Origin of the sequence: Polaribacter sp. HaHaR_3_91, from assembly GCF_019278525.1 — a bacterium.
GTDB lineage: Bacteria > Bacteroidota > Bacteroidia > Flavobacteriales > Flavobacteriaceae > Polaribacter.
On the sequence record NZ_CP058986.1, the window covers coordinates 1,026,332 to 1,038,426 of the forward strand.

Sequence of the window (12,095 nt, forward strand, 5' to 3'; positions counted from 1 at the left end):
TATATAATAATTGAAAGGTTTAAATAAAGTATTTTTATTTTTGTTTTTTGGAGTTGTTTTTAAAGCATTACCCATAGAAAAAGAAGCTGTAAGTAGTACAGCTTCTTTTTCTATGCAGTTAAATGATAGTACCTTAATAAAAAGTTTTAAAAGTGTAGATCAGTTATATAAAGATAAAAAATTTGATTTAGCTTTAAAAAACGCATTTATCTTATTAGATAGCTCTAAGTATAGGAATAACAGTATATTTTACAAAACAAACTTTATAATAGGTAATATTTTTTATGAAACACTAAGTTTTAAAGATGGTATTAAGTATTTTAGAATTAATGTAGATAGCATGTTAAAAGACTCTCTATTATTAGATAATAATGATAAAATTTTAGAGGCAAAATTATTATTAATTCAAAATTATCTTCGTTTAGGTAGTTCTTATCACAAACTTAAAGAAAGAGATTATTTAGAAGGTACAGATAAGTTAAATAAGTATAGGGATAGCACCTTATTTTATTATTATAAAGTTTTAGATTTTAATGATCTGAATAAAACATATTTAGATACTAAAGCCAAAGCATATAGTAATTTATCCGCTTTCTATATAAATGATTCTTTGTATGATTTAGCTACTAAATATGCTAATAAATCTATAGAAATTCATAAATTGAATAATAATAAAATAAATCAAGCTGCTGCTTTAGGTAACCTAGCAAGTATTTATTTAATTAAAGAAGACTTTAACTTAGCTAAAAAAATCTATTTAGAGGGTTTAGAGTTAATTAAGAATGATAATAGTGCGAAAGCCGTAAGGTTTAAAGCTAGTTTGTATGCTAATTTATCTTGGGCTATGTATAAGTTAAAAGATTACAAAGCATATGAATTTCAAGAAATATCTTACGGTATAAAAGATGAACTAAGGGATACTGAAATTAGAGGAATTGTAAAAACAATTAAGGCAGAATACGACGTTGATACAGTTAAAAAATTAGTTTTAAAAGAAGAAGAAAATAAACGCCTAAAAAATCAAAGAACATTTTGGATGCTTGGTATAGGTGGTTTAATAATAATTATTACATTATTATATGTATTAAATTTCTATAAACTTCGCCAGAAAAATTTACGCTTAGAGTTAACACAAACACAGTTAGTTCAGTATCAAAATTTAGAAAAGATAAAATCAGATGCTCAAGTAAGAATTCTAAATGCGACTATAGATGGTAAAGAATCTGAGCGAAAACAAATAGCAGAAACTTTACACGATAGTGTAAGTGCTCTTTTATCATCTGCAAACCTTCATTTACAAGCTGCAAGAGGTTTGTTTAAAGGAGATATTCCTATAGAAATAGATAAGAGCCAACACATTATTAAGGAGGCATCTCAAACTATAAGAGATTTATCTCATACCCTAGTTTCTTCTGTATTGTTAAAATTTGGTTTAAAATATGCCTTAAAAGATATGGCAGATAAATATTCTAATTCTCAAATTAAGATTGATACAAGAGTAGGTGAAACAAGGAGATATGAACAAAATTTTGAAATAAAAGTATATAATATTATTCAAGAATTTATTAATAATATTTTAAAGCATAGTAAGGCTGAAAAGGCAATGATTAAGTTAGATGAATCGGATGGTAAATTGTATTTAAGAATTTCTGATGACGGTGTTGGATTTGATAAAAAGAAGATAATAAAAAAAGAAGGACTCGGGTTAAATCAAATTGATGCTAGAATACAAATGATGCAAGGAGAATTCCATATAGATACTGCGCCTAAGAATGGTACTGTAATTAAAGTTATTCTGCCAATTTTAGAAAAAAAGAAAATTAACCTCGTTTAGCTAATTCTATAATTTCCAGATCTTGTACGTTTCCTTTTTCTAAGGTAAAACGCAACATGGTTCTTACTTTATGAAAACCATGATTTCCTGCAGCACCTGGATTTAAATGCAATAAATTCAGTTTTTTATCATATTGTACTTTTAAAATATGAGAATGTCCTGAGATAAAAATTTTTGGAGGATTTACTTTTATTTCTTCACGAATTCTCTGGTCATATCTATTAGGATACCCTCCAATATGTGTAATCCAAACAGAAACATTTTCAACTTCAAACTTTGTGTCTAAAGGAAATTCAGATCTAGCATCAGCTCCATCAATATTACCAAAAACAGCTCGTAAAGGTTTTAATTTTTTTATAGTATCGGTAACTTCCAAATTTCCGATATCTCCAGCATGCCAAACTTCATCTGCCTGTTTTACAAACTTTAATATTTGTGCATCAATAAAACTATGAGTATCAGATAATAATAAGATTTTCTTCATAAAAAGAAATAGTTAGAAAAGTTTAACGTCTCTATTGGCTTCAAATGTAATCATAACAAAATAAATTCCGTAATTTTGATGGCTACAAAAACGGACTTTCTTGAGGTATTTTATAGAACTTTCTTATAACGGAAAAAATTATCATGGTTGGCAAATTCAGCCAGATGTAATCTCTGTACAAGAAAAATTAAACAAAGCAGTTAGTATTATATTTCAAGAAAAGATTGAAGTAGTAGGAGCAGGTAGAACAGATACCGGAGTGCATGCCTCGCAAATGTTTGCTCATTTTGATATAGAAAAAACACTAAAAGGAGATATTCCACACAAGTTAAACTCATTACTTCCTATGGATATTGTAGTTTATAATGTGTTTGCCGTTGATGATGAAAAACATGCGCGCTTTGGAGCACTTAGCAGAAGTTATGAATATAAAATATGGATGGGTAGAAATCCTTTTTTATTAGATTTTTCGTGGCAAATACATTCACAAGATTTAAATTTAGATTTGATGAATGATGCCGCAAAACTATTGTTAGAATATACAGATTTTCAGACTTTTTCTAAAGTGAAAACAGATGTGTATACCTATAATTGTGATGTTACAGAAGCTGTTTGGAAACAAAACGGAAAAGAATTGGTGTTTTATATAACAGCAAATCGTTTTTTAAGAAATATGGTGAGAGCCATTGTAGGTACTTTGGTTGATGTTGGTCTCGAAAAAATATCAAAAGAAGAATTTAGAAAAATCATTGAAAGTAAAAATAGAAGCAACGCAGGTTTATCAGTTCCTGCAAAAGGATTGTTTTTAACAAATATAAAATACTAAGTTTTGGCAGGTAAAACAGGAAATGCATTTGATTTACAAATCTTTTTAAGGCTAATGTCTTTTGCAAAACGCTATAAATTAAACTTTTTTATAGCCGTTTTTTCTACAATTTTATTGTCGTTTGTTGCGTTGTTAAATCCATATTTAATAAAAGAAACGGTAGACAAGTACATCACAGAAAAAGACGCACAAGGCCTTATAAATAATATCATATTAATGTTTGTAGTTGTGCTTGTAGAAGTATTGCTGCGTTTTACTTTTATTTATTTTGCAAATTGGGTTGGTCAGCATATAATTAGAGATATTAGAGCAAAAACTTTTAGACACATCTTACAGTTTAAAATGTCTTATTTCGATAAGAATTCTGTGGGTAAATTGGTTACAAGAGTCGTTTCTGATATAGAGACTATTGCCGCTTTTTTTAGTAGTGGTGTTTTTACTATAGTTAGTGATGTGTTACAAATGTTTGCTGTAGCTGCGTTAATGTTTTATTTTAATTGGAAACTAGCTTTAATAGCTTTAGCTGTTTTACCCATTTTAATTTATGCTACTAGTGTTTTTCAGAAAGCCATAAAAGCTACTTTTCAAGAGGTAAGAAATCAGGTAGCAAATTTAAATGGATTTGTGCAAGAGCGAGTTACCGGAATGAAGATTGTGCAGCTCTTTAATAGAGAAAAAATTGAGTATAAGAATTTTAATGATATCAATAATAAACATAAAGAAGCATACGTAAAAACTATTTGGTACTTTTCAATTTTCTTTCCTATTGCAGAAATTTTATCATCTATTGGTATTGGTTTAATTGTTTGGTTTGGAAGTAAACAAATTATTGGAGGTGCTGTGCCAGGTCCTGGTACTGTGATGGCTTTTGTGCAAATGGCGCAAATGTTATTTAGGCCTTTACGTCAAATTGCAGATAAATTTAACCAGTTACAAATGGGAATTGTTTCTGGAGAACGTGTCTTTAAGGTTTTAGACACCCATAGTAGTATTGTTAAAAACGGAACAATTACAGCTGGAAACTTGAAAGGAAATATCAATTTAAAAGATGTTAGATTCAGTTATATAAAAGGAGAGGAAGTATTAAAAGGAATTTCTTTGGATGTGAAAAGTGGACAGACAGTAGCTATTGTTGGAGCAACAGGAGCAGGGAAATCTACTATCATCAACTTAATAAACCGTTTTTATGAAATAGATAGTGGTACTATTTGTGTTGATGATGTTTCTATAGATCAATATACATTAGACAGTTTAAGAAATCAAGTTGCTATCGTTTTGCAAGATGTATTCTTGTTTTCAGATTCAATTATGAATAATATAACTCTAAAAGATAAAAATATAACCTTAGAAGAAGTAGAAAAAGCGGCTAAACAAATTGGAATTCATGATTTTATTATGACACTTCCAGGAGGTTATCAATACAATGTAAAAGAACGTGGTGCTATGTTATCTTCAGGTCAGCGACAATTAATTGCTTTTTTACGTGCTTATGTAAGTAAGCCTAGTATTTTAATTTTAGATGAAGCTACTTCTTCTGTTGATTCTCATGCAGAGCAAATGATTCAATATGCAACTGAAACCATCACAAAAGGTAGGACTTCAATTGTAATTGCACATCGATTAGCAACCATAAAGCAAGCGGATAAAATTATTGTTATGGATAATGGGTTAATTGTGGAAGAAGGAACTCATAATGAGCTGTTAGAGAAGGAGAAAGGATATTATAAAAACCTATATGACAAGCAATTTAGCATACAGAAAGCTTCTTAAAATCATTTTTTTTGATTTACATTTGTAGTTCAAACAAACAAATCAAAAAAATGAAAAAAATCGTATTATCTGTATTAATTGCAGGTTCTTTATTAGCAACGTCTTGTAAAGAAGCAAAAAAAGGAGCATCAGATTTAAAGGATGCAACAGTAGAAACAGCTGGTAAAGCTGCAGACGCTACAACAGAAGCTGCTGGTACAGTAGCAAATGAGGCAAAAGAAGCAGCAGGTGCTGTTGTAGAAGGAGCTACTGACGCAACAAACACTGTTGTTGATGGTGCAAAAGATGCTGCTACTACAGTTGTAGAAGGAGCAACTGATGCTGCAAATGCTGTTGTTGAAGGTGCTGAAAGTGCTGTAGAAGGAGTTAAAGAAACTGTTTCTGGAGCAAAAGATTCTGCATTATCAGGAGTTACTATTCCTAGTTTCTCTAATGAAGCTGTAACAGAAAATTTAACTAAATATGCTGCTTATGCAAAAGATTATATTGCTGCTGATGGTAGTTTAACAAAGATTTCTGCATTAGCACCTAAAGGAGCTGCTTTATTAGCAAAAGGAAAAGAATTAGCTTCTAAATTAGATGCTAGTGAATTAGCTAAATACAAAAGTGTATTATCTTCTATTCAATCAAAAATGGCAGCAGCTAACTAGAAAAATAATTATTATAAATGGAAAAAGGTTCTCAATTTAGAGAACCTTTTTTTATGTATTTTTCTAATGTTTAATGAGTTTACATTAAATCTTTTTTTAGTTTTTCATCCAGTTCGTTAAAATCAGAATACAACTCGAACCCACCGTCTTTAATGTAAGAAATTTCCCCAGTTTCTTCTGATACTAATAAACAAACTGCATCTGTTTTTTCTGAAACACCAATTGCTGCTCTATGTCTTAATCCAAATCTAGAAGGGATTTTAGTACTGTCGGAAACAGGTAAAATAACTCTTGTTGCCACAATATAATTGTCTCTAATAATTAAAGCACCATCATGTAACGGACTATTTTTATAGAATACACTTTCTAAAATAGCCACATTTACCAAAGCATTCATACTATCTCCTGTATTTATTAAAAAATCTAAAGCATTGGTACGTTCAATAACAATTAGAGCACCAGTTTTAGTTTTAGCCATGTTTTTACATGCATCTAAAATTATTTCTGTATCAATTTCAGTACCTATTTCTGTATGTAAAAATTTTAGCTGTTTTAAAAAACTTCGTTTATTGGTGAAATTTGTCGTACCAATCATTAATAAGAATTTTCTTATTTCTTGCTGAAAAACAATGATTAATGCAATAACACCACCAGAAAGTAGATAACCCAAAATACCACTCAGCATTTCCATTTTTAGAGCTTGTGTTATTTTCCAAATTAAGAAAATAAAAGCAATTCCAATTACAATATTAATAGCAACTGTACCTTTTAATAGCTTGTAAATGTAATAGAGTAGTGTGGCAACTAATACAATGTCTAAAGCATCTAGTAAAGAAAATTCAATAAAATCGAACATGAAAATTGACTGATTTTAGGCTAAATTACTAATAAATTTGCTGACAGCAATATCAATTATCAAATTCTATGTCTGATACTAATAATGGGTATTTTTCTCGGATTAATTTTATTTTTTCTTGAATGTTTTTATCGCTATTATTAGAATTTTTATAGGTATCTAACAAACTCACATAATTCTGATTGTATAATTTTACAGACAGTTTGTTTCGTAAATGTGTATAGGCAGAATTTAAAATATCTAACGTAGAAATATAGGTTTCATAAGTAGTTAATCGATCTGTTTTTATAGCTATAATTGCTTTTGTGGGATGGTCTGAAGAGGATGGGTTTTTGCTTCCATTACACCAATTACAACTATTTTTGTTAATGTCTAAACCACCACCATTGTCTATAAAGTTGATCGCAATCTGTTTCAGTTCCTTTAATTCAATCGTTTTTCCATCTACAAATAGTTTATTGTTTTTGTTGATGTTTACCTCAAGGATATTTCTTTCATTGATGTCAATATCTGTGGGGTTTTCTTGTTTTTGTGGGATTTTTTTGGAAATTCCGGCATCAACACTCATCGTTGTGGTTACCAAAAAAAAGATTAATAATAAAAATGCAATGTCTGCCATCGAACCAGCATTAATTTCTGGAGACTCTTTTCTACTCATAATTCCTAGTTTTTAAAGTTTATAAAATGATTTCTTCTCGATTAAAATAATCGGAAGCTATTTTAAAGTTTGACTAGGTAGTTATTTGAAGTTAACATTTCTTTAACAAAAAGAATGCCAAATATTTTAGTATTGTCATTGCGAGGAAGTATGACGAAGCAATCTGAGATTTCTCAATCTCTAAAAAGCGCTCATTTCGAAATGGCAAAATTTTGCAAACAAGTTTAGCCCTGATTGAAGCGGCATCCTTTTTTACTGTCAGTTCGAGTGTTTTTTTGACGTAGGAAGAAAAAATGTATCGAGAACAGAAGTAAAAAAGATATAGCAGAAAGCAGGAAATAGCTTCTAAAAAGAGATTTGATTTACAATTTTTACAGCTTCTACAGCTTCTTTAACATCGTGAACACGTAAAATATTTGCGCCATTTAACAGCGCAATTGTGTTTGCAGAAGTAGTAGCATTTAAAGCTTCTTGAGCAGAAATATCTAAGGTTTTATACAGCATGGATTTACGGGAAATTCCGGCTAAAATAGGTGTGTCTAAACTTTTAAAAAGTGATAAATTCTTTAAGATTTCAAAATTATGAACATTGGTTTTTCCAAAACCAAAACCAACGTCAATAATAATATCGTTTAACTTTAGTTGATGTAATTTGTGTATTTGTGCAGCGAAAAAAGAAATAATTTCTTGAGTTACATCCGTATAAACGGGATTTTTCTGCATGTTTTGTGGAGTACCTAACATATGCATTAAAATATAAGGAACTTGTAAGTTGGCAACGGTTGTAAACATATTATTGTCCATTTGTCCGCCAGAAATATCGTTTATAATTGCAGCTCCAGCATTGATAGTTTCTTGCGCAACTTTACTTCTAAAAGTATCTACAGAAATAATAATTTCAGGGAAGTTTTGCTCCAATAAATTGATAACAGGCACAATTCTTTGCAACTCTTCTTCTTCTGAAATATGTTTTGCACCAGGTCTGGAAGAATAAGCACCAACATCTATAAATGTTGCGCCATCTAAAAGCATTTTTTCTACTTGAGAAAGAATGTCTGATTCATTTTTATATTTACCGCCGTCAAAAAAAGAATCGGGAGTAATGTTTAATATTCCCATCACTTTTGGTGATGCTAAATCGACTAAAGTACCTTTGCAATTTATGGTCATTCTAACTTACTACTTTATTAATTACGCCTGTAATGTTTGGAACTTTGTAGGCATTCATTTTTTGCATTAAATCTTCTACAGAAGTGCCAACAATTAGCATATCTCTATTGGTTTGTTTTAAGAAACCTTCTTCAATCATTTTGTCTAATTGCAATAATACAGCATCAAAAAAGCCGTTAATATTTAAAAGTCCTACCGGTTTTTGCTCAATAAAAAGTTGACCTAGAGTAAGTGCTTCAAACAATTCATCTAAGGTTCCAAAACCTCCAGGAAGTGTAATATAACCATCTACTAATTGGCTCATAATTACTTTACGCTCGCTCATTGTTTTACACACAATCATTTCTTCTACACCAGCATGTACAACTTCTTCTTTTTCTAATAATTGAGGAATTACACCAATAACTTCGCCATTATGTGCTAGAATTGTATCGGCAAGAGTGCCCATCATCCCTATTTTACCACCACCATAAACTAAACCAATTTTGTGAGTTACAAAATGATTTCCTAATGCTACAGCAGCTTCTTTATAAATAGGATTAAAACCTAAGCTTGAGCCACAAAAAACAACAACTTTTTTCAATTTTATGAGTTTTAAAATTCTTTCGTAAAAATAAATGAAAAGCATCTAGTATTTAGTATTTTTGAACAAATACTTTTTAACAAGATAGAATGCAAGATACATCTAAACAATATGATGCTGTAATTGAAGAATGCAGAAGTTTATTTATAAAAAAAATGAGTGATTATGGTTCTGCATGGCGAATTTTACGTTTACCATCGTTAACCGATCAAATATTTATTAAGGCACAAAGAATTCGTCAATTACAAGAGAATGACGTTAGAAAAGTGGATGAAGGAGAAAAGTCTGAGTTTATTGGAATCATCAATTATTCTATAATGGCGTTAATTCAGTTAGAAAATGGCGTGGTAGCAAACCCAGATTTGAATACTGAACAAGCAACTGTTTTGTATGACAAACATGCTAAAATTACTAAAGAATTAATGATGAATAAAAATCATGATTACGGTGAAGCTTGGAGAGATATGCGTGTTTCTAGTTTAACAGATTTAATTTTACAAAAATTATTACGCGTTAAGCAAATAGAAGATAATAAGGGGGAAACATTGGTTTCTGAAGGAATTGATGCCAATTACCAAGACATGATTAATTATGCCATTTTTGCAATGATTCATTTGGCGGAATAAGTTTTAATTTCAAATTTTAGAAGTTACAAAGACAGAAAGCAACAGCGTTTCCGTCATTGCGAGGAACGAAGCAATCTGTTTGTAGGAACAAGAAATTAAAAATAAAATAATTTTTATAGAAAAGTTAAAAATAGAATAAATGAAAATATTAGTACAATTAGCAAGAATTATAGTAGGAGCCTTATTCATATTTTCTGGCTTTGTAAAATTGGTAGACCCAATAGGTTCTCAATATAAATTTGAAGAGTATTTTTCGGAAAGTGTATTAAATATGGAGTTTTTAATTCCGTATGCATTGCCTTTTTCAATTGTATTAATTGTAGCAGAAATATTACTGGGAGTCATGGTTTTGATTGGTTACAAATCTAAATTAACTGTTTGGAGTTTGTTTTTACTAACACTTGTTTTCTTGTTTTTAACTTGGTATTCTGCATATTATGATAAAGTAACCGATTGCGGTTGTTTTGGAGATGCTGTAAAATTATCTACTTGGGGAACTTTCTATAAAAACGTTATTTTAATAGCACTAGTGTTAGTTTTAGTATTAGGTGTAAAACATGTGAAGCCTATTTTTGGAGGTAAAATTCCGAAGGTAATTACGTTTTTATCATTGGCAGCATTTTTATTTATTGTGCAACATGTGTTAACACATTTACCTATTATAGATTTTAGAGCGTATGCAATTGGTAAGAATATTCCGGAAGGAATGGTGTATCCTAAAGATGGTAGTATTCCGCCAGTACATGATTTTATGTTAGAGGATGAACAAGCAGATTTAGCTCCAGAATTATTAAAGAAGGAAAAAGTAATGTTAGTAATTGTTTATAACTTAGACAAAGCTGATGAAAACGGTTTTCCGGCAATTAAAGACATTGCAACAAAAGCGAAAGCAAAAGGATATACAGTTTATGGAGTTTCGGCTTCTTTTTCTGATGATTTAATTCTTGCAAAAGAAAAGTATGACTTGCCTTTCGACTTTTTATTCTGTGATGAAACAACCCTTAAAACTATTATTAGAGGAAATCCGGGTGTTGTTATTTTAGATAAAGGAACTGTTGTAGAAAAGAAAAATTGGGTAGATGTTGATGAAATAGAATTATAGAATAACTAAATATTCAAAGGATTAACTTTTACTGTGTTGATTATCAATTTCAGTAAGTGTTAATCCTCTTTCAATTTTAGAAAATAAGTGTTTTGGACTTCCAATAACCTGAGCAGTATAAATACCAGTATGCCCAGAAAATAAATAAGAAGTAATACAAGCCAAGGCAATAAAAACACCAGATTCAATACCAAATAATTCAATTCCCATAATGGTACAAGCAATTGGTGTATTTGTTGCTCCTGCAAAAACAGCCACAAATCCCATACCTGCTAATAAACCCATTGGCAAAGGAATAAACCACACCAAGGCGTTACCCAAAGTTGCACCAATGTAAAATAAAGGAGTTACTTCTCCTCCTTTAAATCCTGCTCCCAAAGTAAAAGAAGTGAATAAGATTTTTAAGATAAAATCATAAGAATTTAAATCGATATTAAAAGCATCTACAATAGTGGGTACACCAAGTCCTATGTATTTTGTCGTTCCCATAAGATATACAATTACGGCTATAACGATACCACCAATTACAGGTCGAAATGGCGCATATTTAACTTGTTTTTTAAAGAGTACACCCCAAAAGTGTGTAGATTTAGAAAATAGCATACTTGCCAATCCAAAAATAATACCTGCTAGCAAAGCCCATAAAATACTCGTTGGCGTTAATGCTGTAATGGTAGAAATGGTGTAATGTGTGTGATGAGAAATTTGCCAAACATCGCAAAAGTAGGTTGCAAAAACAGCCGCAAGAAAACTCGGAATGATTGCATCAAACTTAATTCTACCGATTACCATTACTTCAAGAGCAAAAATTGCACCAGCTAAAGGTGTTCCAAAAACAGAAGCAAAACCTGCGCTAATACCTGCAATTAATATAATTTTTCTGTCTAAGTTATTTAATTTAAAAAGTTTTGTAAACTGATCTGCAATAGCACCACCAACTTGCACAGCAGTTCCCTCACGTCCTGCAGAACCTCCAAACAAATGCGTAAGAATAGTGCCTAAAAAGACTAAAGGAGCCATTTTAAAAGGAATTACTTTTTTAGGATTGTGGAACTCTTCTAATAATAAATTGTTTCCTTTTACAACACTCTCTCCATAATAATGATAGGATAAACCAATTACAAAACCCGCCACAGGTAACAGCCAAATAATCCATTGGTTTGCTTCTCTATAATTTGTAGCCCATTCTAAAGTCCATAAAAAAACAGCAGAAGTACTACCCGTTAATGCGCCAATAAGTAAGCAAATAAAAGTCCATTTTAATAGAAAAACGAAAGAGAAACTTTGTTGAAATTGAAGAAAAAACTTTTTAATTTTATCCATGTGTTTTTAAACCTCTGTATATAAAAGGAGTTTTAAATTCTTTCCTTTTGGGCAAAAATAAACAAATAATAACTAATAAATCTTCAATTATAAATTGTTAGCAAGTAGGTTGCGTTAGGGGGTGCAGTAGAAATCCTTTTTTTGAGGTACGAATAAAAAGATTGTAGCGTAAAACCCGACCTTTAGGTAACGCCCAAATAAAATGAATATGGA

Annotated in this window: 12 protein-coding genes; 6 read left to right on the forward strand and 6 right to left on the reverse strand. The window is 30.5% G+C overall.

Annotated features, from left to right (window positions below; all coding sequences use genetic code 11):
• Positions 1–10: 10 nt before the first annotated feature.
• Positions 11–1,834, forward strand: a complete 1,824-nt coding sequence (locus H0I27_RS04155; protein ID WP_218732635.1) for a tetratricopeptide repeat-containing sensor histidine kinase — start codon at positions 11–13, stop codon at positions 1,832–1,834.
• Here the strand turns inward: H0I27_RS04155 and H0I27_RS04160 are convergent.
• Entirely contained in the window at positions 1,821–2,318 is a 498-nt protein-coding gene (locus tag H0I27_RS04160) for a metallophosphoesterase (RefSeq protein ID WP_218732636.1), read from the reverse strand. The genes H0I27_RS04155 and H0I27_RS04160 overlap by 14 nt on opposite strands.
• Positions 2,319–2,418: 100 nt before the next feature.
• On the opposite strand from H0I27_RS04160, the gene truA reads away from it, so the two are divergent.
• The 3 genes from truA to H0I27_RS04175 are packed head-to-tail and all read left to right on the forward strand — an operon-like array spanning position 2,419 to position 5,564.
• Positions 2,419–3,144, forward strand: a complete 726-nt coding sequence (gene truA / locus H0I27_RS04165) for a tRNA pseudouridine(38-40) synthase TruA (protein WP_218732637.1) — start codon at positions 2,419–2,421, stop codon at positions 3,142–3,144.
• A gap of 3 nt (positions 3,145–3,147) precedes the next feature.
• Complete coding sequence (locus tag H0I27_RS04170; protein ID WP_218732638.1) at positions 3,148–4,914, forward strand: ABC transporter ATP-binding protein; 1,767 nt, start codon at positions 3,148–3,150, stop codon at positions 4,912–4,914.
• 50 nt (positions 4,915–4,964) lie between these two features.
• Positions 4,965–5,564, forward strand: a complete 600-nt coding sequence (locus H0I27_RS04175) for a hypothetical protein (protein ID WP_218732639.1) — start codon at positions 4,965–4,967, stop codon at positions 5,562–5,564.
• A 79-nt stretch (positions 5,565–5,643) separates the two neighbouring features.
• Here H0I27_RS04175 and cdaA read toward each other — a convergent pair whose 3' ends face one another.
• The 4 genes from cdaA to H0I27_RS04195 form a co-directional block, all read right to left on the reverse strand.
• A complete protein-coding gene (gene cdaA / locus H0I27_RS04180; protein ID WP_218732640.1) occupies positions 5,644–6,420 on the reverse strand; it encodes a diadenylate cyclase CdaA in 777 nt (258 codons plus the stop codon).
• A gap of 52 nt (positions 6,421–6,472) precedes the next feature.
• Entirely contained in the window at positions 6,473–7,078 is a 606-nt protein-coding gene (locus tag H0I27_RS04185) for a biopolymer transporter ExbD (RefSeq protein ID WP_218732641.1), read from the reverse strand.
• A gap of 345 nt (positions 7,079–7,423) precedes the next feature.
• Positions 7,424–8,248: a dihydropteroate synthase gene (folP, locus tag H0I27_RS04190; RefSeq protein ID WP_218732642.1), complete on the reverse strand. Its 825-nt coding sequence runs from the start codon at positions 8,246–8,248 to the stop codon at positions 7,424–7,426.
• A 1-nt stretch (position 8,249) separates the two neighbouring features.
• Positions 8,250–8,831: a TIGR00730 family Rossman fold protein gene (locus H0I27_RS04195; protein ID WP_218732643.1), complete on the reverse strand. Its 582-nt coding sequence runs from the start codon at positions 8,829–8,831 to the stop codon at positions 8,250–8,252.
• An 89-nt stretch (positions 8,832–8,920) separates the two neighbouring features.
• Between H0I27_RS04195 and H0I27_RS04200 the strand changes: the two genes are divergently transcribed.
• Together H0I27_RS04200 and H0I27_RS04205 are read left to right on the forward strand one after the other, a co-directional pair.
• Positions 8,921–9,457 carry a DUF1599 domain-containing protein gene (locus H0I27_RS04200; protein ID WP_218732644.1) on the forward strand — a complete coding sequence of 179 codons (537 nt, stop codon included), beginning with the start codon at positions 8,921–8,923 and terminating at the stop codon, positions 9,455–9,457.
• Positions 9,458–9,596: 139 nt separating this feature from the next.
• On the forward strand, positions 9,597–10,559 hold the full coding sequence (locus H0I27_RS04205) for a DoxX family protein (RefSeq protein WP_218732645.1): 963 nt from the start codon (positions 9,597–9,599) through the stop codon (positions 10,557–10,559).
• A gap of 21 nt (positions 10,560–10,580) precedes the next feature.
• Here the strand turns inward: H0I27_RS04205 and H0I27_RS04210 are convergent, their stop codons facing one another.
• The gene (locus tag H0I27_RS04210; RefSeq protein ID WP_218732646.1) at positions 10,581–11,882 is read right to left on the reverse strand and encodes a voltage-gated chloride channel family protein; all 1,302 of its coding nucleotides are present in this window, start codon (positions 11,880–11,882) and stop codon (positions 10,581–10,583) included.
• Positions 11,883–12,095 lie beyond the last annotated feature (213 nt).

Coding starts and splice junctions, on each gene's coding strand:
- cdaA (WP_218732640.1), bottom strand. CDS start 6,420: ATGTTCGATTTTATTGAATTTTCTTTACTAGATGCTTTAGACATTGTA.
- folP (WP_218732642.1), bottom strand. CDS start 8,248: ATGACCATAAATTGCAAAGGTACTTTAGTCGATTTAGCATCACCAAAA.
- H0I27_RS04210 (WP_218732646.1), bottom strand. CDS start 11,882: ATGGATAAAATTAAAAAGTTTTTTCTTCAATTTCAACAAAGTTTCTCT.
- H0I27_RS04200 (WP_218732644.1), top strand. CDS start 8,921: ATGCAAGATACATCTAAACAATATGATGCTGTAATTGAAGAATGCAGA.
- H0I27_RS04205 (WP_218732645.1), top strand. CDS start 9,597: ATGAAAATATTAGTACAATTAGCAAGAATTATAGTAGGAGCCTTATTC.
- H0I27_RS04185 (WP_218732641.1), bottom strand. CDS start 7,078: ATGAGTAGAAAAGAGTCTCCAGAAATTAATGCTGGTTCGATGGCAGAC.
- H0I27_RS04175 (WP_218732639.1), top strand. CDS start 4,965: ATGAAAAAAATCGTATTATCTGTATTAATTGCAGGTTCTTTATTAGCA.
- H0I27_RS04160 (WP_218732636.1), bottom strand. CDS start 2,318: ATGAAGAAAATCTTATTATTATCTGATACTCATAGTTTTATTGATGCA.